This window comes from Haloarcula salina (assembly GCF_049603855.1).
GTDB classification, from domain to species: Archaea; Halobacteriota; Halobacteria; order Halobacteriales; family Haloarculaceae; genus Haloarcula; species Haloarcula salina_A.
On the sequence record NZ_CP187146.1, the window covers coordinates 1,561,107 to 1,586,799 of the forward strand.

The 25,693-nt window shown below is 67.7% G+C and carries 16 protein-coding genes; 9 read left to right on the forward strand and 7 right to left on the reverse strand.

What is annotated here, in order from left to right; translation table 11 throughout:
* Positions 1–334: 334 nt before the first annotated feature.
* Complete coding sequence (locus ACOZ4I_RS08140) at positions 335–2,494, forward strand: dipeptide ABC transporter ATP-binding protein (RefSeq protein WP_424004672.1); 2,160 nt, start codon at positions 335–337, stop codon at positions 2,492–2,494.
* 45 nt (positions 2,495–2,539) lie between these two features.
* Here the strand turns inward: ACOZ4I_RS08140 and ACOZ4I_RS08145 are convergent, their stop codons facing one another.
* A complete protein-coding gene (locus tag ACOZ4I_RS08145; RefSeq protein ID WP_424004673.1) occupies positions 2,540–3,310 on the reverse strand; it encodes a methyltransferase domain-containing protein in 771 nt (256 codons plus the stop codon).
* A gap of 108 nt (positions 3,311–3,418) precedes the next feature.
* Between ACOZ4I_RS08145 and ACOZ4I_RS08150 the strand changes: the two genes are divergently transcribed.
* From ACOZ4I_RS08150 to ACOZ4I_RS08185, 8 genes are all read left to right on the forward strand, one after another.
* Positions 3,419–4,273, forward strand: a complete 855-nt coding sequence (locus ACOZ4I_RS08150; RefSeq protein WP_424004674.1) for an HpcH/HpaI aldolase/citrate lyase family protein — start codon at positions 3,419–3,421, stop codon at positions 4,271–4,273.
* A gap of 108 nt (positions 4,274–4,381) precedes the next feature.
* The gene (locus ACOZ4I_RS08155; RefSeq protein ID WP_424004675.1) at positions 4,382–6,535 is read left to right on the forward strand and encodes an acetate--CoA ligase family protein; all 2,154 of its coding nucleotides are present in this window, start codon (positions 4,382–4,384) and stop codon (positions 6,533–6,535) included.
* Between the two features lie 339 nt (positions 6,536–6,874).
* Entirely contained in the window at positions 6,875–7,423 is a 549-nt protein-coding gene (locus ACOZ4I_RS08160; protein ID WP_424004676.1) for a helix-turn-helix domain-containing protein, read from the forward strand.
* A gap of 200 nt (positions 7,424–7,623) precedes the next feature.
* A complete protein-coding gene (locus ACOZ4I_RS08165) occupies positions 7,624–9,558 on the forward strand; it encodes an ABC transporter substrate-binding protein (protein ID WP_424004677.1) in 1,935 nt (644 codons plus the stop codon).
* Positions 9,559–9,562: 4 nt separating this feature from the next.
* On the forward strand, positions 9,563–10,546 hold the full coding sequence (locus tag ACOZ4I_RS08170; RefSeq protein ID WP_424004678.1) for an ABC transporter permease: 984 nt from the start codon (positions 9,563–9,565) through the stop codon (positions 10,544–10,546).
* Positions 10,546–11,466 (forward strand): ABC transporter permease, encoded by a 921-nt coding sequence (locus tag ACOZ4I_RS08175; RefSeq protein ID WP_424004679.1) that lies wholly within the window; start codon positions 10,546–10,548, stop codon positions 11,464–11,466. The genes ACOZ4I_RS08170 and ACOZ4I_RS08175 overlap by 1 nt, the downstream gene beginning before the upstream one ends.
* Positions 11,463–13,583, forward strand: coding sequence for a dipeptide ABC transporter ATP-binding protein (locus tag ACOZ4I_RS08180; protein WP_424004680.1), 2,121 nt, complete (start codon positions 11,463–11,465; stop codon positions 13,581–13,583). The genes ACOZ4I_RS08175 and ACOZ4I_RS08180 overlap by 4 nt, the downstream gene beginning before the upstream one ends.
* Positions 13,584–14,981, forward strand: coding sequence for a hemolysin family protein (locus tag ACOZ4I_RS08185; protein ID WP_424004681.1), 1,398 nt, complete (start codon positions 13,584–13,586; stop codon positions 14,979–14,981). It abuts the gene before it with no gap.
* Positions 14,982–15,006: 25 nt separating this feature from the next.
* Here ACOZ4I_RS08185 and ACOZ4I_RS08190 read toward each other — a convergent pair whose 3' ends face one another.
* The 6 genes from ACOZ4I_RS08190 to ACOZ4I_RS08215 form a co-directional block, all read right to left on the reverse strand.
* Positions 15,007–16,467 (reverse strand): SLC13 family permease, encoded by a 1,461-nt coding sequence (locus tag ACOZ4I_RS08190; protein ID WP_424004682.1) that lies wholly within the window; start codon positions 16,465–16,467, stop codon positions 15,007–15,009.
* A 100-nt stretch (positions 16,468–16,567) separates the two neighbouring features.
* Positions 16,568–17,602: an AIR synthase family protein gene (locus ACOZ4I_RS08195; RefSeq protein WP_424004683.1), complete on the reverse strand. Its 1,035-nt coding sequence runs from the start codon at positions 17,600–17,602 to the stop codon at positions 16,568–16,570.
* A 34-nt stretch (positions 17,603–17,636) separates the two neighbouring features.
* Positions 17,637–19,769, reverse strand: a complete 2,133-nt coding sequence (gene rqcH, locus ACOZ4I_RS08200; RefSeq protein WP_424004684.1) for a ribosome rescue protein RqcH — start codon at positions 19,767–19,769, stop codon at positions 17,637–17,639.
* A 36-nt stretch (positions 19,770–19,805) separates the two neighbouring features.
* Positions 19,806–20,840 (reverse strand): NAD(P)/FAD-dependent oxidoreductase, encoded by a 1,035-nt coding sequence (locus ACOZ4I_RS08205; protein ID WP_424004685.1) that lies wholly within the window; start codon positions 20,838–20,840, stop codon positions 19,806–19,808.
* A gap of 60 nt (positions 20,841–20,900) precedes the next feature.
* Positions 20,901–21,977, reverse strand: a complete 1,077-nt coding sequence (locus ACOZ4I_RS08210; RefSeq protein ID WP_424004686.1) for a hypothetical protein — start codon at positions 21,975–21,977, stop codon at positions 20,901–20,903.
* Between the two features lie 77 nt (positions 21,978–22,054).
* Positions 22,055–25,633, reverse strand: coding sequence for a CARDB domain-containing protein (locus ACOZ4I_RS08215; protein ID WP_424004687.1), 3,579 nt, complete (start codon positions 25,631–25,633; stop codon positions 22,055–22,057).
* Positions 25,634–25,693: the final 60 nt, after the last annotated feature.

The window sequence follows — 25,693 nt, forward strand, 5'->3', positions numbered from 1 at the left end:
TATCACATCAACATATAATACGACTTACAAGTATATATAAGCGACTGTGAATCGTGCTGGTCGGTACCGTGTGTGAAGATGTCACGCGATCGGCAGTGGGTGGGGGACATCGGTAGACAGCCAGGGTAGCCTGCACCGCCGTCCACCTCCAGACCTGCGGCGAAGTGGGATGCCAGCCCTCCCTCGATTGGGACCCGAGGATTCATAATGATTTGACGTTAGGATATAGTAGCAACATGGTCCGCCACGAGGGCAGCCACGCACGCGCGACGGGTACTCAGCGCCGCTGGTGTGGTGTGGCCGACCCCCATCCGTCCTCACGAGGAGGACGACGATGACGCTCCTCGACGTGGACGACCTGACGGTGCGGTACAACGTGCGGGACGGCCCACTCCACAGCGTCAACGGCGTCTCGTTCACCATCGACGACGGCGTCAACTACGCGCTCTCCGGGGAGTCGGCGTCGGGGAAGTCGACGACCGCGAAGGCGATTCTCGGCCTCCTCCCCGACGAGGCCACGATCGAGTCGGGCACGGTCGAGTTCGAGGGCCGGGACCTGCGGTCGCTGACGCCCGCGGAACGGCAAGACCTCCTCTGGGAGGAAATCGCGTTCATCCCGCAGACGGCCATCGACGCGCTCGACCCGGTGATGACCGTCGGGGCGCAGATACGGCAGGCCGTCCAGACCCACAGGGAGGTCTCCGACCGGAACGCGGGCCGCCGCGCCCGGGAGCTGTTCGAGACCGTCGGTCTCGACCCCGACCGGGTCGAGGACTACCCCCACCAGTTCTCCGACGGAATGCGCCAGCGCGTCGTCATCGCGATGGCGCTCGCGCTCGACCCGAAGCTCATCATCGCCGACGAGCCGACGACCGGGCTGGACGTCATCGTCCAGGACAAGATTATCGACAACATCCTCCAGATACAGGAGGAGACCGACAGTTCGCTGCTGCTCATCACGCACGACCTGAGCGTCATCGCGGAGACCTGCGACGAACTGTCCATCCTCTATGGCGGGTCGGTCATGGAGCAAGGCAGCGTCAAGAGCGTCCTGCTCAATCCCTCGAACCCCTACACGATGGCGCTGAAGAACGCCTACCCGTCCCTCACAGACGGCGACGACGCGCTCGTCTCGATTCCGGGGAAACCGCCGACTCCGGACTCGAATCCGGTCGGCTGCGTCTTCGAACCGCGCTGTCCGTTCGCCACTGAGGCGTGCGAGACGACGACCCCGACGCTCGAACCGCTCCCCTACCGGAATCAGCGAGTCGCCTGTCACCACGCCGAGCGAGCGACGCGGATGCGCGACGAGGCCGACGACGCCTCGACGTGGGGCGGCGCGGTCGGGGGCGAGCGGATGGAAGACGGTGAGACGCTCCTCGAGGTGACGGACCTGAAGAAGTGGTACGAGCGAGAGGAGTCGCTGCTCGGGCGGGTTCCCATCGACGGCGTCTCGCCGACCGTCACCGGGTTCACGAACAGTCTCCGCAACTGGTACGACCGACGCGGCGACGTCCTGCGGGAGGTGCTCGGGAGCGACGACTCGCACGTCAAAGCCGTCGACGGCGTCTCGCTGTCGGTTTCGCGCGGGGAGATACTCGGCGTGGTCGGCGAATCGGGCTGTGGCAAGTCGACGCTCGGGGAGACGCTCGCGCTCCTCGAAGAGCCGACCGCCGGCAAACTCAGGTTCGACGGGCGACCGTACGAACACTACCGGAACGAGGACACACAGGCGTTCCGACAGAACCTCCAGATCATCTTCCAGAACCCCTACGACTCGCTGAACCCACGGATGACGGTCAAACAGCTGGTCAAGGAGCCGCTCACGATCCACGGCTACCGGACCGACGACAAAGAAGCGGCCGTTCGGGACACGCTGGAACGGGTGGGACTGGCCCCGGCCGAGCGGTACTTCGACGCGTACCCGAACGAGCTCTCGGGCGGGCAGCGCCAGCGCGTCGCCATCGCCCGGGCGCTGGTCATCGACCCGGACCTGCTCATCTGCGACGAACCGGCGTCGATGCTCGACGTGTCCCTCCAGGCGGAGGTGCTGAACCTCCTCCGCGAGCTTGCGAACACCGAAGGAATCGGCGTCCTGTACATCTCACACGACCTCGCTAGCCTCACGCAGATCGCAGACCGCCTGGCGATCATGTACCTCGGTCGGTTCGTCGAGCGGGGCCGGACGGACCGGATCATCTCCGAGCCGAAGCACCCGTACACTGAGGCCCTGCTCGCGGCGGTCCCGAAGACCGACCCGCGGGGCAGACGCGACCGGGTTCACCTCAGTGGCGATCCGGCCGACACCACCGGCCCCGACGTCGGCTGCCGGTTCGCCCCGCGATGTCCGCGGGCGAGTGACCGCTGTCGGACCGAGGAGCCGGAACTCGGCGCGTGGACGGACGACCGCCACGATGCGGCGTGTTTCCACCCGGCCGACGACCGGGACAGCGCCGATCTGACGCCGATCGACGAGGCGCTCGAGGCCGAGTGAACGCCCGTCGAGCGACCTATTTTCGGATGTCCCCAGCGGGGTGAATCACCGCGTCGCCCGAAGCAGGACCTTCTGGTTCGCGAACGACTCCATCTCGCCGTTCCTACGGGTCACGTCGAACGCCTCGACCGCACCAGCCGGCGGGTCGGCGAAGGTCGCTTCCAGGCGCTCGCGGCGCTCGGCTGGCGTCTCGACGGTTTCCACCCAGTCGTCGTAGACGAGGGTCTTGTCGATCACTCGGGCGGTTTCGACGGTGAAGCCCGCGGCTTCGAGCCACTTGACCCAGTCGTCGACGCGGTGAGAACGGACGTGCGTCGGGTCCCGCAACCGCTCGACCGTGTTGAGGAAGTCGTCGAGCGCGTCGTCGGCCGGCGCGACGTTGTCCTCGAAGGCGAAGGTCCCGCCGGGTTCGAGGACCCGTGCCACCGCCTCGACGAACGCGACCGGGTCCGGGAAGTGGTGCGCGGCGATGCGGCAGGTCACGGCGTCGAAGGCGTCCGCGCCGAACGGGAGCGTCTCGGCGTCGCAGACGACGCCCTCGACGGCCGGGTACGCGGTCGTCGCGGTCCGAACCATGTCCGACGCGACGTCTGTCGCGACGACCCGGTCGACGCCGGCGTCGACCAGCGCGCCCGCCGTGTGGCCCGCGCCGGTGGCCACGTCGAGGCCGCGCCGCGCCGATTCGCACCACGCCGCCAGCTGGTCGAGGTCGGCACCGGAGCGGTGGACGTCGCTGTCGAGGTACTCGTCGGCGTGGGAGCCGAAATGTGCCGCCGTCGATCGCTTCCGGTCGTTCGCGTCGCTCCCCTGTTCCATACCGCGCCCGTCCGACGGCTGGGTGAAAGTGATTTCGGCGGGTCGGGGGGACTGGTCGATCCGCGTTCGACCCAGGGTTTTTCGACCGCGCCGGACGCGGCGTTGCGTATGGTCCGTCGATCACTGCTGTACACGCCCGGAGACGACCGGGAGATGCTGGAGAAGGCGGTCGCGACGGCCGCCGATGCGGTCATCTTCGACCTCGAAGACGCCGTGGCCCTCGACGAGAAGGCGGCCGCCCGGAGCACGGTCGTTGACGCCCTCGACGCCCTCGACGATCCGAGTCCCGCCGTCAGCGTCCGCATCAACCCGTACGAGTACTCCGGCCGGGACGACGTGGCGGCGGTCGTGGGCGACGCGTCGACATCGCCCGAGTTCCTCGTGCTTCCGATGGCGGAAGGAGCCGACGACGTCGCGACGCTTCGGGACCACCTCGCCGAACTCGGAGCCCAGGGCGTTGGTATCGTCCCGCTCGTCGAGACGGCGGCGGGCGTCCGGGCGGCCGACGAGATCGCGGCGGCGGACGGCGTGACCGCGATCGCTTTCGGCGACCAGGACTTCACCGCGGACATCGGTGCCACCGTGACCGACGACAAGACCGAGTCGCTATACGCGCGCCAGCGGATCGTCGTCGCGGCGGCCGCGGCGGGCGTCGACGCGTTCGACACCGTCTATACCGACATCGCGGACACCGAGGGGCTTCGCGAACAGGTCGAAACGGTCGCCGAGTTCGGCTTCGACGGCAAACTCGCCATCCACCCCGACCAGGTCCCGATCATCAACGAGGCGTTCACACCGGACTCCGAGGAGATCGAGTGGGCCGAGCGCGTGATCGAAGGCGAGCGGGCGGCAGCGGCGACCGGCGACGGCGTGTTCACCGTCGACGGGCAGATGATCGACCCGCCGCTGGTCGAGCGCGCGAGGACGATTCTCGACCGAGCGGCCGCCGCGGGAAAGCGGTAACTGAGGCCAGATTCGCGGCCGCCCACCGTCTTTGCTTATAAAAGATGATTATTACCGGCCACCATCGGAAGTAGGTTCAGGCGGTCGCCACGAGAACTGTCCCGCGTCATGACAGCGAATCGCGACGCGAACGCGGAGACAGACGGACCTGGGACGCCGGAGCTGGAGCGACTGTTCGACCCCGACTCGGTCGCGGTCGTCGGGGCCAGTCCGGACTCCTTTTACTCGGGGAACCTCGTCGAGAACCTCCTCGAATACGGCTTCGACGGTGACCTCTACCCGGTCAATCCGAGTCGGGACGAGGTGTGGGGCCGGCGGTGTTACGACGACGTGGACGACGTGCCGGAGACCGTCGACCTCGTCGTCGTGAGCGTTCCGCGGGAGTACGTCGTCGACGTGGTCCGCGCGGCTGGCGACCGGGGCGTCCCCGTCGCTCTGGTCCTCACCGCTGGGTTCTCGGAGGCCGACGAAGCGGGTGCAGCAGTCGAAGCGGACCTCGCCGCGGCAGCCGACGACGCCGGCATCCGCGTCGTCGGGCCGAACTGCATCGGCGTGATGTCGTCCGCGGGCGCGACGCTCACCTCGACGTGCTCGCGCGAGCCCGAACCCGGCGGTATCGGCCTCGTCAGCCAGTCTGGCGCGCTCGCGTTCACGACGTTCTTCGAGCGGGCGGCCGACCAGGACCTGCACTTCAGTCACATCGTCTCGACGGGCAACGAGACCGATCTGACGCTCACGGACTACGTCGCCTATCTCGCCGAGCAGGACGGCGTCGACGTGATCTGTACCTACGTCGAGGGCGTCGAGGACCCCGAGCGGTTCATGCGCGTCGCCGAGCGCGCCGTCCGAAACGGAACGCCCGTTCTGACGGTCAAGATCGGCCAGTCGGACCAGGCCGAGGCGGCCACCCTCTCGCACACCGGGTCGCTCACCGGCGACGACGACGCCTGGGCGGCCGCCTTCGACCAGTCCGGCGTCCAGCGGGTCCCCGACATTCCCGACCTCCTCGGTCGCGCGAACGCACACACCTCGGGTCGGCCGCCCGACGGCGACCGCGTCTGCATCGCCTCGACCAGCGGCGGCCTCGCGAGCCTGCTCGCCGACATGGCCGCCGAGCGGGGCCTCGCGCTCCCCGATATCGACGGCGAGACTGAGCAGGCGCTCCTCGACCTGGACGACCTCCTGACCTACGGTGAACTGCGAAACCCGGCCGACATCCGGGGCTACGGCGCGGACGTGCTCCCGGAGATCGCCGACGCGCTCCTCGCCGACGACGGGTTCGACGCCTACGTCTTCGCGATCGGCCTGTCTGGGGTCGACGACCGCGCCGTGGACATCGCTGCCGACCTGGAAGCCATCGCGGCACGGGCCGAAGACCCGGTGTACGTCCTCTGGACCGGTCGGAAGGAGCCCGAGAACCCGACCGAGACGGCCCCCTACGCCAGACTCCGCGAGGCCGTGCCGTTCTACGAGGACCCGAGCCGGTGTCTCGACGCCGTCGCGTCGACCGTCGAGTTTGCCGCCGCCCGCGACCGTCTCGCCGACCACGCCCCGCGGAGCGCCCTCGGCGAGGACCGCGAGGCGTCGGCGGACCTCGACCTGCCACCCGGTCGCGTCCTGACCTGGCAGGAGGCCGAGTCGCTGCTCGCTGCGTTCGACGTCCCGACCGTCGAGACGAGCGTGGCGACCAGCGCCGACGAAGCGGCGGACACGGTGGCCTCGATGGAGGGGGCGGCTGTCCTCAAGATCGACTCGCCCGAACTGCCCCACCGGACCGACGCCGGAGCCGTCAGACTCGGCGTCGAGTCTCCTGAGGAGGCGCGAGAGGCCTACAACGACGTGTACGCCGCCGCACGGACTCGCGTGGCCGACGACGAAATCGCGGGGGTCCTAATCCAGCCGATGGTCGACGGCGGCGTCGAGGCGATGCTCGGCGTCGCGCCCGGCGACGTGTTCGGCTCGCTCGTCACCGTCGGGCCCGGCGGGGTGCTCGTGGAGGTGCTCGACGAGAGCGCGACCCTCGTCCCGCCGTTCTCCCGGGCCGACGCGCGTCGGGCCGTCGAGGAGACGGCTCTCGCCGACGTACTGAAGGACCGGCGAGACGGAGAACCGCTGCCCGTCGACCCCGTCGTCGATCTCCTGGTCCGCGTGGGCGACCTCGCCGCCTCGGTCGAGGCCGTGGCCGAACTCGATCTGAATCCCGTCGTGATCACCGCCGACGGCCCCGTCGCCGTCGACGCGCTCGTTCGAACGAGCGAATAAACGGCGCGCGCATCGATTCCAGTTTCCCGCGGGCCGGTAGGAACGAACTACTGCCTGAAATCGACGGCTTGACGGGCCATCGGCTGTGTTCTCGCACACCATCCATGGCTAACAAAGGTTAAATGTGGGTCCGAGTAACTGGATGTATACGGATACCCAGGGTGATCTGAAATTCTCCGTGTCGACTTTCAGACAGTTCCATCGGGAGTCGTTAGCGACTTCCAGACGCAGTTCTCGGACATCTACTGCATCGAGTTCGAGAACGCGTTCTACGCCGACGAGGGCGACTGGATCGAGTCGCTGCTGGTCACCGCAGAGACCGAACTCGATCCCGAGGCGATGGTCGACGCCATCGACCGCGCCGAACTGTTCTACCACGAGCGCGTCTCGGTTGACGCCTCGGAGAAGCCCACTTACCGGCTGACCATCGTCGCGCACGAACCGTACCCGTTCCTCCTGGGCGTGCTCCTTCGAGGGAGAGCGATCCCGAACCGGCTGAAGCTCTACGACGGCCGTTTCGACGGCGTCATCACGGTCAAAGAGTGGGACGACTTCAGGACGCTCGCCGACCAGATCGACGAGCGCTTCGGGAAGTTCGAACTCCAGAGCGTGAATCAGGTCGAGACGACCGGTGAACCGCTCGGGAGCGGCCAACTCGGCCGCGTGTTGCGCAACGAGCTCTCACAGGAGCAGCTGTCGGTTCTCCGAACGGCTCACTCGATGGGGTACTTCGACGTTCCACGCGGGGCAACGGCGGACGACCTCGCGACCGAACTCGACATCGCCCAGTCGACCCTCAGCGAACGCCTCCGACTGGCCGAGAAACAACTCTTCGAACTCGTCTTCTCCGGGGGGCCGTCGCCGAGCGCCGAAGCCGACGCCGAGTGACCGGCGGGCCGTCGACGGCGAACGTATCGGCTGCGAGAGAGGTTATCATACGTATTTTGATAGGATCGGGCGCGGTCGGTCTCGGGGGCAGAATTCGGGGTCGATCCCTCCTTCGAAGGGAGCCGCACATAAAGGACGATGATGATTGAGGGGTATCGGGAACATCTCCAAGTCGGTATGGTGGAAACGCTGGAGGTGTAATGTCCCGTGATAAACCATTAGAAATCGAGACAGGTACCACGTCGCGGCGTCGGTTCATCAAGATCGCAAGCGCGGCCGGACTGGCCGGCATGGCCGGCTGTTCGGGCGGCGACGGCGGTGACGGCGGTGACGGTGGCACAGATGGGTCTGGCGGCGACGGTCGATCAATCGAGACGAAGTTCTGGGAAGAGTGGCCCGTGGAGACGAAGGGGTCCTCGGTCAACGACGAAGCCGTCCAGTTCGAGTACACCGCGGTCGAGGGCCAGTCGCTGTCCGCGCTCGACGTGCACTTCGCCCAGTCGGAGACGCCGTGGATGCGCGAACACGCGCTGATGATCCAGGAGTCGTTCAGTTCCATCGGCGTCCCCACCAATCTCGTCAACGTCCAGCCGAGCACCCGGTACGGTGAGTTCTGGCGCGCGGACATCGGTCACCCGGTTCCCGTGGTGATGAACCTCCACGGTCCCGACCCCCAGCGCGGCCTCGATCCGAACCCGTTCCTGATGCGTGCGCACCCGGAGACCGGCGGGAACTACTACAACTACAAGAACGACGAGATCACCGAACTGCTCGACGAGCAGGCCCAGACCATCGGCGACCAGCAAAAGCGCGCCGAGATCTGCCAGGAGATCCAGACGAAGCTCAGCGAGGACGCCTACGTCATCGCTTCGAACTTCCCCAACGTCATCACGGTCGCGAACACGGCCGACTGGGAAGGGTACGTGCCCACGCCGGGCAACGGCACGACCCGCGACTCGTTCATCTGGACGCAGGTGAACCTCCAGCCCACGGGCGACTCGACCACGTGGGTGAAAGGCGTCACCGCCGGGATGCAGGGGACGAACCTCCCCTGGTCGACCGGCGGCCTCGAAGAGAAGCGGCTGTTGAACGTCTACGACGGCCTCTACGACGCCTCGCCGCAGCTCGAAATCGTCCCCGGCCTGGCGACCGGTCACGAGGTCATCGACGACACCACCGTCGAGATGGACCTCCGCGAGGGCGTCACCTGGCACGACGGCGAGTCGTTCACGCCCGAGGACGTGAAGTTCAGCGTCGAGATGTACAAGCAACACACCGCGCCCCAGCAGGGCCCGTTCTACCGGACCATCGACAGCGTCGAAGTGGTCTCGAACCAGGGCGGCGGCCGCGTTCGGTTCAACCTCACCGAACCCGACGCCGCGTTCCTCACCCAGCGCGCGGTCCGGAGCGCGATCATCCCCAAGCACCGCTGGCAGGACGTCGACAGCCCCGGACAGTACAACCCGGACAACCCGGTCGGGACCGGGCCCTTTAGCTTCGTCAACTGGGAGCAGGGGTCCGAACTCCGCCTGGAGAAGTACGAGGACCACTGGCTGTGGGACGACGACACCCGCCGGGAGATCATGGGCGAGCAGTACTTCGTCCCCGGCGACGGTATCGACGAGATGGTCGAGTCCAACGTCGGAAACGTCTCGACGCTCATCGGCGCGATGCAGTCCGGCGACATCGACGCCATCGGTGCGACGGTCTCGAACCAGCAGGCGGAGCGCGCCGCGAACGCCAGCGGCGTCGAGAAACAGACCGCGCGCAACTACGTCCCGACGGACGTTCACCTCAACCACATCGTCCCGCTGTTCCGCGACAAGACGGTCCGCGTCGCGCTCAGCCACGCCGTGGACAAGCAGGGCTTCGTCGACGGCGTCCTCGGCGGTCGTGGCGAGGCCATCGACGGCCAGAACCTCATCACGCCGCTGCTGACGCCGTTCTACGGCGAGACCGAGGCCTACGAGTACAACGTCGACAAAGCGCGGTCGATGCTCCAGCAGGCCGGGTACACCTTCGACGGCGACGACATGCTCGTCTGGCCGACGGGTGACGCCTGGGACGCCTTCGCCGAACGGGTCGAGAATGGTCACGCGACGCGGTCCGAACTCGACCAGCAGGACTTCTCCTGACACAATGAGCTTCCAGCGATTCCTCATCAAACGGACCGCCATCGCGGCGATGCTGACGCTCATCTCGGTCAGCGTCATCTTCGCCTCGCTGCGACTCCTCCCGAGTGACCCGTTCAGCGGGCTGGTCGCGTCGGGAGCGCTGACCGCCGAGCAGGTCACCCAGCTCCGCGAGATGTACGGCCTCGACGAGCCGATCTACGTGCAGTACCTGAAGTACGTCAGGAACCTGTTCACGCTGCAGTTCGGCATCTCGCTGACCCAGCAGCGGCCGGTCGGAGAGATCATCATCCCCGCGCTGATGAACACGCTCGTCCTGCTCCTGCCGGCGCTGGTCGTGACCGCGGTCGTCAGTTCCATCGCCGGGATGTACGCCGGCTGGAATCGCGGGTCGAAGTTCGAGCAGGCTGGTATCGTGGTCACCACGTTCTTCCGCGCGTCCCCGATCTTCGTGACGGGGATCCTCCTGCTCATCATCTTCTCGTACGGGCTGAACTGGCTGCCCGCGTTCGGGATGCGAAGTCCGATGGCGAACCCGCAGGGGTACGCACAGACGTACCTCTCGGTGGACTTCCTCAAGCACTACATCCTCCCCTTTACCGCGACGGTGCTGTTCTACAGCGGCGACTTCCTGATGCTCGCGCGGAACTCCGTCGTCGAGCGCAAGGGCTCCGAGTTCCTGATGCTCCACCGTGCGAAGGGGCTCTCGGAGATGAAACAGCTCGCCCGTGCGGGGCGGAACTCGCTGCTCCCGCTGGTGACGTACTTCGCGCTCCGAACGGGGATGCTGTTCCAGGGCGTCATCACGCTGGAAGTGGTCTTCGCGTGGCCGGGAATCGGCCGCGCGCTCGTCCAGGCCATCCTCAATCAGGACTACCCGACGGTTCAGGCCGCCGTGTTCATCATGGCGCTCGCGGTCATCGTGATGAACCTCACTGCCGACATAGCGTACGCGAAACTCGACCCGACGATCAAGGCAGGTGACGTCTGATGTCCGGGTACACACTCGACGCAGAGACCGCACGCGATCGGCTCAGCTCGGAGTTCGGTCGCGCGAAGGAGACCATGGCCGTCGTCTGGCAGGACACCGGGGCGAAGTTCGGCCTCGTCATCCTCGCCAGCTTCGTGTTCATCGGGCTCTTCGGTCCGTACATCGCGCCGTACCACCCCATCGAGGACACGCTCCGCCGGCAGGGCGCGATGATGCGACTGACCGCGCCCAGCGGGAAGGCGCTGCTCGGAACGACCTCCTTCGGGAAGGACGTGCTAAGCCAGTTCCTCGCCGGCGCGCGGCCGACGCTCATCATCGGGCTGTTCGGCGGCATCGGCACCGGCATCCTGGGCTTCCTCGTGGGTCTCACGAGCGGATACTTCGGCGGTCGCATCGACGAATTCCTGATGCGGTTGACCGACCTCACGTTCGCGCTCCCGCTCCTGCCGATGGCGCTGCTCATCCTGTCGTTCGTGTCGCCGAACGTCTGGCTCATCACCGTCGTGCTGGTGATCTTCCTCTGGAAGATGCCGGCACGGGTCATCCGCTCGGAGGTCATGACTGTCAAGGAGCGAACGTTCGTGAAGTCCGCCCGCGCGAGGGGCGCGGGCCACCTGCGGACGATGTTCCTCCACGTCGCGCCGAACGTGCTGGGCATCGGCTTCCTCTACACCGCATACGCCGTGGGCTGGTCGATCGTCGCGGGGGCGTCGCTCGCGTTCCTCGGGTTCGGTGACCCGACGACGACCTCCTGGGGCCGGATGCTCCAGCAGGTGTTCCGCTCGGGCGCGATCCGAGTCGCCTGGTGGTGGGTGCTCCCGCCCGCGCTCGGTATCGCCGCCGTGACGACCTCGGTCTTCCTCGTCGGCCGCGCCTTCGAGGAGATCGTCAACCCCGAACTGCAGACGGAGGAACAATGAGCCTGCTCGAAGTCGACGACGTGAAGATCACGTATCGAACGCCCGACAAGGACGTCCACGCGGTCAACAACGTCTCGTTCTCCATCGAGGAGGGGGACAACTACGGACTGGTCGGCGAGTCCGGGTCCGGGAAGTCGACCCTCGCCAAGTCCGTGCTCGGACTGCTCGACGACAACGGCGAGATCCGCTCCGGGAGCATCACATTCAACGGCCGCGAACTGACGAACCTCTCCGAGCGGGAGTGGCGCGACGTCCGCTGGGAGGAGATCGCCTACATCCCACAGAGCGCGATGGACTCGCTCGACCCGGTAATGACCGTCGGCGAGCAGATCCGGGAGGCGATCCACACGCACAAGGACGTCTCGGACGCCGCCGCCAACGAGCGGGTCGAAGAGGTCTTCGACATCGTCGGGCTCGACCCGGGACGGACCGAGGACTACCCCCACGAGTTCTCGGGCGGGATGCGCCAGCGCGTCACCATCGCGATGGCGCTGGTCCTGGACCCCGACCTCATCATCGCCGACGAGCCGACGACCGGCCTGGACGTCATCGTCCAGGACAAGATCGTCCAGAAGCTCATGGAGATCCAGGAGGAGATCGACAGCTCGCTGTTGCTCATCACCCACGAGGTCGGCGTCGTCGCGGAGACCTGCGACGAGGTGTCGGTGCTCTACGGCGGGAAGGTGATGGAGCAGGGCAAGACCTTCGACGTGTTCAACGATCCGCACAACCCCTACACGATGGGGCTGAAAAACGCCTTCCCGGAGGTCGACGAGTTCGACGAGAACGCCATCTCCATCCCGGGATCCTTACCTGACCTCGTCGAGGAGCCGACCGGTTGCGTCTTCCGGAACCGGTGTCCGTTCGCGACGGAAGAGTGCGAGAGCGACCACCCGCCGCTGGTCGGCGACGAGCGGCAGGCCTCGGCCTGTTACTACAACGACCGGGCCGACGAGATGCAGAAACAGGCTGCCGATCCCGAGACGTGGGGCATCGACGTGCCTGAGGACGACGACGGCCGCGACGCGGGCGAGGTCATCGTCGAGACTGACGGACTGGAGAAGTGGTTCCAGCAGTCCCAGTCGATCGTCGCCGATCTGCTCGGCAACGAGCCCAACTACGTCAAGGCCGTCAACGGCGTCGACCTCGACATCCGTGAGGGGGAGATCCTCGGCATCGCCGGCGAGTCCGGCTGTGGGAAGTCCACGCTCGCGGAGGTCGTCTCCGCGCTGCAATCACAGACCGGCGGCGACATCCTCTTCGAGGGCCGGCCGGTCGACGACCTGCTCGCCGAGGACACCAAGCAGTTCCGTTCGAAGGTGCAGTTCATCTTCCAGGACCCCTTCGACTCGCTCAACCCGCGCCAGCGCGTGCGGGCCGCGGTCGCCGAACCGCTGAAAGTCCAGGGCGTCGAGCCCGAGGAGATCGAGCGGCGGGTCCGCCAGACGGTGTCCGACGTGGGCCTCAATCCGCCCGAGAAGTACCTCGATAAGCACCCCGACCAGCTCTCTGGCGGGGAGCGCCAGCGCGTCGCCATCGCCCAGGCGCTCGTGCTCGACCCGCGCCTGCTCATCTGCGACGAGCCGGCGTCGATGCTCGACGTGTCGCTGAAGGCCAACATCCTCAACATCCTCCGGGAGATGGCCGACGAGCGCGACATCGGCATCGCCTACATCTCACACGACCTCGCCAGCCTCTCGCAGATCGCCGACCGCCTGGCGGTGATGTATCTCGGACGCGTCGTCGAGATCGGGCCGACCGAGGATGTCGTCGAGAACCCCAAGCACCCCTACGCGGCCTCGCTGCTCGAGGCGTCGCCGCGGGCCGACCCAAGCATCGACCGACAGCGGGTCCTCCTCCCGGGGGAGCCGCCGAACCCGGTCGACCTCCCGGGCGGCTGTAACTTCGCGCCGCGCTGTCCGAAGGCGACGGACAAGTGCCGACAGGAGGACCCCGCCCGCTCCGAGTTCGCCGACGGCGACCACGAGGCGGCGTGTTTCTACCCCGTCGAGGACATCGAGAGCGAACTGCTCGCTCGTTACGCCCGCGAGCGAGAGCAGGCGGACCGCGAGTCGGCCGCGAACATCGCGGAACACGAACCGGCCACGGAGACGTAGATGACAGCGGGCACCCCGTTCGGAGCGGCGACGCTCGACGCCGTGGTCCCGGCCTTCCAGGTCGGTGGCGCGGTGATCCCGGACAGCGCCATCGCCGTCGGCGGGGCGGCCCTCATCGCCGTGCTGATCGGCATCTCCGCGTTCTTCTCGTCGTCAGAGATCGCGATGTTCTCGCTGCCGGCCCACCGCGTCGAGGCGCTGGTCGAGGACGGTGTCGGGGGCTCGGAGACGCTGGCGGCGCTCAAGAGCGACCCGCACCGGCTGCTCGTGACGATTCTGGTCGGAAACAACCTCGTCAACATCGCGATGTCGTCGCTCGCGACGGGCCTGCTGGTCGTGCTCGGCTTCGGACAGGGACAGGCCGTCACGGTGGCGACGCTCGGCATCACCGCGCTGGTGTTGCTGTTCGGCGAGAGCGCCCCCAAGAGCTACGCGGTCGAGAACACCGAGTCCTGGGCGCTCACGATAGCGAAACCGCTCAAGCTCGCCGAGTACGTCCTGCTGCCGCTCGTCCTGCTGTTCGACTACCTCACTCGCGTCGTCAACAAGATCACGGGCGGTCGCTCGGCCATCGAGACCTCCTACGTCACCCGCGAGGAGATACAGAACATCATCGAGACCGGCGAGCGAGAGGGCGTGCTTGACGAAGAGGAGCGCGAGATGCTCCAGCGAACCCTGCGGTTCAACGACACCATCGCCAAGGAGGTGATGACCCCGCGACTGGACATGACTGCGGTCCCGAAGACGGCGTCCGTCGAGGAGGCCCTGGAGACCTGCATCCAGAGCGGCCACACCCACCTGCCGGTCTACGAGCGGAGCCTCGACAACGTCGTCGGCGTCGTCCACGTCCACGACCTCGTCCGGGAGCGCGCAGATGAGGACGGTGAGCGAGAGAGCCAAGCGGCGCTGTCTGACCTCGTCGAGCCGGTGCTCCACGTCCCCGAGTCGAAGAACGTCGACGACCTTCTGTCGGAGATGCGCAAGGAACGCATCCACGTCGTCATCGTCATCGACGAGTTCGGGACGACCGAGGGCCTGCTCACCATCGAGGACCTGACCGAGGAGATCGTCGGCGAGATACTCGAGGGCGAGGAGCGAGAGCCCATCGAGTTCGTCGACGACGACACCGTCGTCGTGAAGGGCGAGGTCAACGTCAACGAGGTCAACGAGGCGCTCGACATCGACCTGCCCGAGGGCGAGGAGTTCGAGACCGTCGCCGGGTCCGTGTTCAACCGCGCCGGCCGCCTCGTCGAGGAGGGCGAGACCTTCGCGTTCGACGGCGTCGAAATCGGCGTCGAGCGCGTCGAGAACACGCGCATCACGCGGGCGCGCCTCCAGCGCGTGGACGGCGACGACGGGGACGCTCCCGAGGTCGGTTCGGAGTCGAACGCGACGTAAGCCTTCTCGAAATCTTCTCCCGGATTCACAACACGAGCGGCCAGTAGAGCAGCCACGACGCCGCGACCACGACCAGCGACAGCGCCATCGTCACCAGCCCGAACGACACCACGTCGCGGTGTGAGAGTGGGCCGCGGTCCATCGAGACGAGTACCGCAGACGTGTTGAACGGCAATATCGTGGTCGCCCCGACGACGAGCAGGACGGAGAGCGCGAGTGGGACGCGGGCCACGCCGAACGCGTCGGCGAACTCCAGGACGATGGGGAGCGTGACGACGATGGCCGCCGACGCGGTCGAGAACAGCACGCGAATGCCGACCGCGAGCGCCAGCAGCACGGCGACGACCTGCCAGTGGGCGAGCGCGGCGAACGGGACCGCGCGCGTGAGCGTCTCGACCACGTAGTCGAGCGTGCCGGTCGACTCCATCACGTCGAGGATCGACAGCATCGCACCGATGAGGAAGACGACGCCCCAGCTCACGTCCCGAACGTCCTCCGTTCCGATGACGCCGACGCCGGGCAGCGACAGCGCGAACACCGCCACAGCGGCGGGGACGACCGTCGGGATGCCGACGAACGAGCCGACGATCCACGCCAGAACGGTCGCGGCCATGACGACGGCGACGATGCGCTGTTCACGGGTCGATCCCGCCGCCTCGGCGGCGGGGTCGCCGAGCGGGGACGACTCGCCGGTCGGCGCGCCGCTCCCGTCGGCCGTCGCGACCGTCGTCTCGCCGTCGACCGAACTGAACGCCGCCGCGGCGACGGTCCCCAGCCCGAACAGCGCGAGCGTCGGGGGAATCATCAGCACGGCCCACTCGACCCAGGTGACCGGCCGGACGCTGGCGGTGACGATTTCGGAGGTGACGAGCGCCATCCCGCCGCCGGTCATCAGCGCCATCGACGCGATGGGGTTGACGTGGCCCAGCAGGAGGAACGAGCCGCGCTCGAAGCCGCTGCCCTCGCCCAGCCCGTAGGCGTCGACGAGGCGCTCGACGATGGGGATGAACGTCACCGCGCGCGCCATCGCGGAGGGGACGAACGCCGCCAGCATGAGGACGTGGGCCGCCAGCGACCGGTAGGTCTGTCGCGGCGTCTGCTCGCCCGCGAGCAGGCGCTGTGCCACGCGGCGGTCCAGGCCGACGCTCGAGATGGAGTTACTGAGCAGGAGCAAGAGCAGGAGGAAGAAGACGAGCGAGGAGGCGTAGCCGGTGGCCGCCGCGGCGAAGGTGTCGGCGACGCCAAGCGCGTACAGCAGCGTCACGCTGAGCGCGCTGGAGACGACGTACGGGACCGGCTCGGTCAGCCACAGGACCAGCGCGAGCAGAAAGACCGAGAGGACCCGACGGATCGCTGGCGACATCCCGGCTGGGGTCGGCCCGACGAGGCCGTAGCCGAGCAGCGCCGCCGCCGCGACCAGTCCGCCGACCGCCCGCACGGAGAGGTCGCCCGGCATCGCCACCCGATCGGTGAGGCCGTCGCCCATTACCGGAGTGTCGCCTGTCGATCCAAAGTACCTGATGGAACCGACAACCGACGCCGCCCGCGACGGCGAACCCGTCCGGGGCGAGTCCCGTCCAGGGCGGTCACTCCGTGCGGTCCTCGTCGGCGTCGGCGGCCGCCTGCAACCGCGCGTAGGCCTCCCACGACGGGTCCGCACCGGGGTGGGACTGTCGCGTCCCGTCGACGTACAGCCCATCGCCAGCGCGCACCTCGCCGACGACGGCCGCTGGGGTCCCGCGGGCTTCGAGCGCCGCGACCGCGTCGTCGGCGTCGGCGGGGTCGACCGCGGCCAGCAGGGTCCCGCAACTGGAGACGTGCCAGGGATCGACGCCGACGGCATCACAGACGTCGGCGACGCCGTCCGCCATCGGAACCGCGTCGCCGTCCACGTCGAACCGGACGCCCGCGCCGTCTGCCATCTCGACGAGCGCGCCGGTGATGCCGCCCTCGGTCGCGTCGTGCATCGCCGTCACGTCGCCCGCACTCGCGACGGCCGCCGCGTCCTCGACGACGGCGGTGTCGGCCAGGCGCTCCTGCGCGACGGCGACGCGCTCCGGCGGCAGGTCGAGCGCCGCGGGAAAGAGGCGGGCGAACAGGCCGGCCACTTCGGCGGCCGGACCGGTCCCCACGATCAGTCTGTCGCCGGGTCGCGCCCCGTCCGGCCGGACGACCTCGTCGTGAGACCCGACGCCCAGCGCCGTCGCGCCGCCGACCCAGGAGTAGTCGACCCCGTCGTACCGCGCGGTGTGTCCGGTCACGACGCTCACGCCCAGTTCCTCGGCCCTGCCGGCCATCCCGCTCCACATCGCCGCGAGTTCGTCGTCGGTCATCTCCGGGGGGAGCGTGAACGTCACCGAGAGGTGTGACGGTGGGACGCCCGAGACCGCCACGTCGGCCAGGACCACGTCCATCGCGAAGCGCCCGGCCGTCTCGAAGCCGAGGTCGGGCAGCACCGACAGCGGGTCTGTGGCCGTGACGAGCGCCTCGCCGCCCACGTCGATCACGCCGAAGTCGACGCCGTGGGTCGGCCCGAGCACCACGTCGTCGCGCTCCGCGCCGAGTTCCGGGTAGATGACCCGATCGAACACCTCGCGGTCGATCTTGCCCAGATCACTCACGGCTCGGCCCACTCCAAGCTCTGCGGCCCGCGCATCACTCGTCCACCATCCGACTGCCGCCCGGCGGCAGGAACTCCTGTATCTGGTCCGGGCTGGCGACCTTGCGGACGAACGACTCGTCGGCGAACCGGGACCTGAACTCCCGGTAGAGCCGCTTTGCGATGTCGTTCTGGGCGTACTGGCCCGGTTCGACGACGACGGTCGTCGCCGCCTGACCCTCGATAGCCGCCGGTGGACCGCCGATGACCCGCGTCTCGTCCTCGCAGGTGATGCCGACGCCGACGCCGACGGGCGTGTCCTCGAAGTAGGTCCGGTCGCCGCGAACCGCGAAGCCGCCCTTCTCCAAGTACTCGCCGCTCTCGGGCGTCTTCGACACCTGATCGGGGTCGACCATGTAGACGTCGCCGGCGAAGCGCCCGTCCTTCCAGACGGAGGAGTACGAGACGGCGAACTGCGCGGCCTGGTCGAGCGACGACTGCGGGAAGTCGACCTCCTTCGCCGGCTCGCTCGGGCCGGTCGCTTTCAGCACCGTGACCGGGCCGCCGTGGGCCTGCGCGTGGAAGAACTTGTCACCGCGTTCGAGGTACTTCTGGACGAGTTCCTCGTTGTCGTCGGCGTCGCGGCCGCCGATGACGAGGAAGCCGTCGGAGGTGTGGAACCAGCGGAACTGCTCGAACCAGTGCTCGGTCGAGCGCGTGGGGATCGACGCCTCGGCGAGCCAGTCGGTCGGTTCGTCCTCGTCGGCCTCGTTCGCAGACTCGTCCTCGCCGTCGTCCCGTTCCCACTCCTCGCGTCGTCGCTTGACCGCTTCGAGGTCCTCGCGGGTGTCCTCGATGGCCGCGAGCGCGCCCTCTTTCTTCTCTTCGATGCGCTTTGCCTCCTTGTACAGTTCGTCGGCGTTCACCTCGACCCCCTCGTTTGCGTCGACCGTGACGCGCGTGCCGTCGATATCGAGCGTGACGGTCCCCTCGCTCCCGTCGAGTGAGACGACCGCTTCGGCGGCGGGGATGCCCCGCTCTGCGCCCTCGTCGAACTTCGCTTCGATGTCGTCCCACGCCACGTCGTCGTCGCGGGCGGCCTGCACGGTCGAGAGCACCTCGTCGACGAGGTCGTAGTGCGCGTACAGGAGTTCGGCCTTCTCGCGCTCCGCTTCGGCGTCGTCCTCGAAGTCCCCGATGGCCTGTTCTTGCTGCTGGATGATGCGCTTCTGTTTCTCGATTTCGGCCTCGAAGTCCGGGCGCTGGGTCTCGCCGCCCTCGACCGCCTCCTCGCGCTCAACGTTGTAGAAGTAGTCGTCCAGTGCGGTGTTGAATTCGGTGAACGTCTCGCTGTAGAGGTCCTCGTACTCCTCCAGCGGAATCGGCGTCACGTCCACGCGCCGGCGGTCCGGGTCGTCGGCCTCCTCGTCCCCGACCGTCTCGTAGTACACCCGCGGGTCGACGTTGCCTTCGCGAAGGCGGGTGCCGAGTTCGTCGACGATGTCGTAGAGGCGCTGGAACTGCTCGTCGGTGACCTCGCCGACGGCGACGTTGTAGTCGATACCGGCGCGGGTACACAGCTCCTCGCCGTAGAGGCCGCCGAAGTTCAGTTGCGTCGCGAGCGTGCGCACGAGGTCGGAATCCGACTCCTCGATGCGAGCGACGAATCCCTCGTAGCCGACGGTCAGCGGATTGAACCGCGCCGACGGGAACTCGTAGGGGGTCCCCGGCGCGACGGTCCGCGACTTGAGCCGGACGGTCTCCAGACAGTCGATTACCTCGCCGTGCTCGTCGAGGACGGCGACGTTGCCGTCGCCGAACAGCTCCGCGACGATGGTAGTCGAACCGTCCTCGCGGTCGAACTCCAGTTCGATGATGCGGTCGAACTCGAACTGCTCGACGCGGACGAGGTCGGCCCCGGAGAGTCTGTTCCGGAGCATCATCGCGAAGTCGGGCGGCCGGCCCGGCGCGTCCGGGACGTGAGCCGCGTCGGCGACGTGGGCGCGTTTCACGTCGCCGACCTCGATGACGAACTCCACCCGGCCGCGGTCGAAGTCCCGGAGCTTCAGCCTGACGAGGTCGTCCTCGGGGTAGAGGTACGCCTTGTCGAGCTTCGCGCCCTCGTAGCCGGCGAGTTCGCCCTCCAGAGCGGCGAGGTCGACGCTCGTCAGTTCCCGCTTGTGGTCCATATCGGTGGCTGTCGGCGGGGACCCAAAGGGGTTCCGTTAGGCGTCGTCGGCGATGGCCTCGCCCGCCTCCAGCCCGTTCCTGACGGCCGCGTGGACGCGGCCTTCGCCGGCCACCCAGTCGCCGGCGAAGTAGAGGTCGTGCTCGCTGGCGCGGGCGAGCAGGTCGCGGTCGACCTCGCCCTCGGGCTGGGAGTAGCGCCAGTGCTGGTGGTCGGTCCAGTCGGGGTCGGCGAGTCGGTCGTCGTCGAGCAGTCGCGCCGTCCGCTCGGCGATGGCATCGACGAGTCGGTCGGGGTGCTCGTCGTAGTTCGCGACCGACCAGGGCTCGTTCATCTGGACGATCAGGAGCGACTCGTCGTCGGGGACGTGGCCGTCCTTGCACTCCTCGCGGGAGACCCAGCCGACGTCGTGGTCCTTGTCGGCGTTGACCGCGCCGTACCACGGCACGTCGAGTTCGTAGGGATAGTGGAGGACGCCGGCGACGACGGTCCGATACGGGACGGCGGCGATCTCCTGCCGGAGCGCTCGGCGGTCGTCGTGCCCCCACCGGGCCTGGCCCAGCAGGTCCGCGGTCTGGGGGGCCGGTGGCGTCAGCAGGACCGCGTCGTAGCGCCCGAGATCGGTCCCCTCCGAATCGAGCAGGGTCCAGCCGTCCTCGTGGCAGTCGAGCGTCTCGATGCGGACTTCGGTTTCGACCGTGGCGTCGGTCTCGGCGAACAGCCGCTTCGCGAGCTGGGTGAGGCCCGCCTCGTAGGTCCACTTGTGCTCGTCGGCGTCTCGGCCGGGCTCGACGTCGCCGTCGGCGTCGAAGGCGTAGATCGGTTCCTCGACGTCGACAAGCCCGTCGGTCGGGAGCGCCTCGGTGACCAGTTCCGTCACGCGGTCGTCGTCGGCTTTGAGGTAGTTCGCGCCGTACTCGTAGGTGCAATCGCCCTTCCGGCGGGTGGCCGCGCGCCCGCAGACGCCGCGGCTCTTCTCGAACACAGTCACGTCGACCGGCTCGTCACGGAGCGCGTACGTCGCCGCCGCGCCGGCAGCGCCAGCACCGACGACCGCGAGGTCACGAGTCATACGCAGGGTGTCGGACGGTGCGAGTAAAAACCCACCACACGACAGCGTCGCGTCTGTAACTCAGCGGTCACGCAGGCCCTGAGCAGTCCGGCCGGCGACGGCCAGCAGCGCCACCAGCAGGCCGACCTGCCGGACGGAAAAGCCCGGTCCAGACGACCCGGTCGTGGACTCGCCAGTCACGCTGTCGTCCTCACCGGTCGTGACCGACTGGTTCGCGACCCGCAGGTCGCCCGCCTCCACGCCGTCGACTCTGACCGTCCCCTCGACGGCTTCGAACTCGGCCCGAACCCTGGTCTCGGCGCCCGGAGACAGTTCGACCGTTCGCGTCGTGATCCGGTCCCCGTCGACGGTCACGACGAAGGTCTCGGTGACAGCCCTCGAGCGCGTGTTCGTCACCTGCGCCCGCACGGTGGTGTTGAACCCCGAACGCACCCAGTCGGCCGTCAGCGACGCCGATTCGATTCGCACGCCGTTCTCGTTCACCGTGGATGCCTCGGTGGTCGCGGCCGGGGTTGCCGTCGCAGTCTCGACCGGGGTCGGCGTCGCAGTTTCGGTGGACACGGTTTCGCCGCCGCTCTCGTCGTCGTTTTCGTCCGGTTCGAACGCGCCACCACCGTCGTCACCGCTGTCATCGTCGTCCGAACCATCATCGTCGTCCGAACCATCATCGTCGTCGGAGCCGCTACCGCCGTCCGAACCGTCTCCATCGTCGGAATCCCCACCGTCGTCCTGACTGCCGGCGGTCTCGGTTTCCGTCGGTTCCTCGGTCGCCGTCTCCGTCGGTTCCTCGGTCTCGGTTTCGGTCGGTTCTTCTGTCACGGTCTCGGTTTCGGTCGGCTCTTCGGTCGCCGTCTCCGTCGGTTCTGGAGTCGCAGTTTCGGTCGGCTCCGCGGTTGCCGTCTCCGTTGGTTCTGCAGTTGCCGTCTCGGTCGGCTCCGCGGTTGCCGTCTCCGTTGGTTCCGCAGTCGCCGTCTCGGTCTGCGTGTCCGTCGTCTCGTTCACCAACGAGTCCGTGTCCGTGTTCGCGAGCGACGCGGCCGCGGTCCCGCCCGCGTCGCCGGCGATCGGGAACGACCAGAGGGTAACGCCGAGGAGAGCCACAGACATCGCGAGAGAGAGCGCGCTGAGCTTCTTCATACCCGGACGTTCGTGAGTACAGGATTAGTTACGGAGGTGCAAAACCGGGATTAGGTGGTCCCTTAGACCGCAGGGCGTCAGCGACGGCGACGCGCGTGGACGACGAGCGCCACGAGCGCGAGCGCAACGGCCACGTGCGGGACCGTGAAGCCTGGGCCGGATGCAGTCGCGGGGTCGTCCGTCGTCTGTTCCTGACCGGCGCTCTCGCCGGTCGCGCCCTGACTCTCCTCGACGCCGGTCCCGTCAGTCCCGACACGGAGGTCGCCCGCCGCCACGCCGTTGACCGAGACGGTCCCTTCCGTGGCTTCGAACTCGATCTGCGTCGTGGATTCGCCCGGTTCCAGCCGGACGGTCTTCGTGGCGACCGTTTCACCGTCGACGGTGACCGTCAGCGTCCGTTCGACTGCCGTCTCGGTCGGGTTCTGGAACGTCGCCGAGACAGACGTGTTCAGTCCCGCCCGGACCCAGTCGGCCGTCAGCGCCGCGTTCGTGACCGTCGGTTCCACGGGCGTCGACGAGTTCGGGACCGCTGCCCCACCCGCCGCGCCGGTTCCCGGCGTCACGACAGCGAGGGTCGCCAGCCGTGGCGCGTCTACCTGCACCGTCTGGTCGGTGGCGTTTGCGGTTGCGTTCAGTTCGCTCCAGGTCCCGTTGTGGTACTGGAACACCTGGACGCTGTCGACAGTGGTCCTCTCGGGGAGTGCCGTCTCGTTCACCGCCACGGTGTAGGTCACACCACGCACGTCGGTGGCGTTGCCGTCGTCTGCGACGGTCACGTAGCCGAGCACGCCGTCGTCGCGAACGGCGGTCGTGTTGTCCGGCACCGCGTGGGGACCCGACAGCGTCGCGTTGAACGGACCGCTTCCGTTGGTGAGCGACAGCGACAGCGACGAGAGCGTGAACGACGGAGCCGAGGCGTCCGGGCCGGTGAGGTTCAGCGACCGGTCGATCGTCGCGTTCGAGGCGTTCGCCGCGACGCTGATCGTCACAGTGTCTCCGGTCTGCGACTGCGTGACGGCCGGCGGCTCCGCGCCGCCACCGTCGGACGAGGTCGCGTCGTCGGAGTCATCGCTGTCACCGTCGTCAGAGCCGCCACCGCCACCGCCTCCGCCTCCGCCACCGCCACCGCCTCCGCCACCACCGCCGCCACCGCCACCGCCGCCACTGTTACTGCTGGTCGCGGCTTCGACGGTCAGCGTCCCGGCGGAGACGCCGTTGACCGCGAGCGACCGATCCCCGCTGCTGTCGAACGGGGCGCTGAGCGTGACGGTCTCCGTCTCGCCGGGGGCAAGCGGTCCCACGGAACTGGAGTCGACGGTCGCTCCGTCGGCGGTCAGCGTCGCGTCGAAGGTCCCTGCTTCGGACCCGACGTTCTCGACGGTCGCTGTCACGTCGACCGATTCGCCTTCGGTGATCGACTGGCTTCCGAGGGTCGCGTCCCGGACCTCGAACTCGGCGGGCGTCTGCTCGACCGTGATCTCGGTCCGGTCGTTCAGCGTCCCGAACTCGTAGGTCCCGGCCTCCTCGAAGGTGTGGACGTATCGGTCCGTCCCAGTCTCGCCGGGCCCCAGTCGCAGAATCACGCCGCCGACGTTCGTGTCGTCGACGTAGACGAGCGCATCGCGCTGGCCGGAGATGACGCCCGTGTTCTCGCCAGTCACGGCCAGTTCCACGGACTCGCCCTCGCTCACGGTTGTCCGGTTCGCCTCGACGGCAGTGATGCCGATATCGGAGGATCCAACGATGACCGTCCCGGCGGCTTCGCCGTTGACCGTCACCGCGTGCTCGCCGTCCTCGACGTAGCCGCCGGTAGCAGTTTCGAGGACGTACGTCACCGTCACGTTCTCTGTCGCGCCGGGCGCGACCGTCGGCTCCTGTCCGGCGGTGACGGTGACCTCCTCACCGCCCACCTCGACCGTCACCGGGACGGTCGCCGTCTGCTGGCCCGTGTTCGTCAGCTCGACCCACAGTTCCGGCTGCGGCGTCGACATCTGTCCCGAGTCGATCCGCGTGTCGAGCAGGCCTGCGTTACTGACCCCGACTGCGTCGTCCGAGAAGACCTCCACGGTGCCAGCGGACTCCCCGTCGACAGCGACGTCGTAGGTCCCCGGCCGGTCGAACGTCCGCGTGTACGACACGTCGGTCGACTCGCCGGGATCGAGCGTCACCTCCCGCGTCTCCTCCTGATCGCCGTCCACGGCGAACGTGACCTCGGCCGTCCCGCGCTGGTCGCCGTTGTTCGTGACGGTGGCGGAAATGTCGACGCTGTCGCCCGCCGAGATGACCTCGGGGCTGAGCGAGCGGTCGCTCACCGTCATCGACGGCGGTTCGGCCCCGCCGCCCGAGTCGTCGGATTCGACGGTGATCACTCGAGTCTCGCTCGCAGTCCCGAATTCGTAGGTCCCGGCTTCTTCGAAGGTGTGAACGTAGGTCTCGGTAGCAGTTTCGCCGGAATCGAGGTCCAGCGTCACCGCGGTCACGGTGTCACCGTCGACGGACGCCTCGACAACTCGATCGCCGGCCACCGTGCCCTCGTTCGTCCCGGTCACGGCGAGTTCGACTGCCCCGCCCTCGCTTACCGTGGTTCGGTTCCAGGCCACGTCCGTGACCGAGATATCGGGTCCATCGTGGACCAGTGTCCCGGCCGGTTCGCCGTTGACCGTCACCTCGTGTTCACCCACGTCGACGTAGCCGTCGTCCGTCTCCAGCACGTACGTCACCGTTTTGTTCACCGTCTCTCCGGCCGGGACGGAGGCCTCCTGCCCGGAGATGACGGTGACTTCCTCACCGCCGACTTCCACCGTCAGGTCAAGAGAACCCGATTGCCCGCCCGTGTTCTCTACTTCGACCCACAGGTCTAGCTGTGGCGTCGCCATCTGTTCGCTGTCTGCCCGCTTGTCGATGAGTCCGGCATCGTTGACGGCCACCGACGGCGGCCCGGCCCCGCCGCCGGAGTCGTCGGACTCGACGGTGATCTCGCGGGTTTCACTCACAATACCGAATCCGTAATTTCCGGCCTCATCGAAGGTGTGCACGTACGTCTCGGTTCCAGTCTCACCGGGTTCCAACTCCAGTTCTACCGCGCTGACGGCACTCCCATCGACAAATGTCTCTACCACACGTTCACCGGCCAGCGAGCCCTCGTTCGTCCCGGTAACGGAGAGCTCGACTGCTCCGCCCTCGCTGACCGTCGTCGTGTTCACTTCAACGTCCGTGATCTGGATGTCGGTCTGGCCGACGACGAGCGTGCCGGCCGGTTCGCCGTTGACCGTCACCTCGTGTTCGCCGTTCTCGACGTATCCGTCGTCTGTCTCAAGCACGTACGTGACAGTCTTGTTCACCGTCTCTCCGGCCGGGATGGAAGCGTCTTGCCCGGAAGTGACGGTGACTTCTTCGCCGCCAACTTCGACCGTCAGCGGCAGGCTTCCTGCTTCACCGCCCGTGTTCTCTAGTTTGACCCACAGTTCTGGCTGCGGCGTCGACATTCCCCCGCTGTCGACCTGCGAGTCGATGAGACCCGCGTCCCTTACATCGATGTTGCTCGTGTCGTGGTTCGTCGCGGCCGCGACGCCCGACGCCGCCAGCGGTGTCGTGACCATCGCCACCACCGAGAGCGCCATCATCGCTGCCAACCACAGGCCCGTTAGCTTACCCATGACTGGGCCGATGCCATTGTGGTAATTAGTTAGCGGGCGGCAATCGGGAGGTAATCTCAG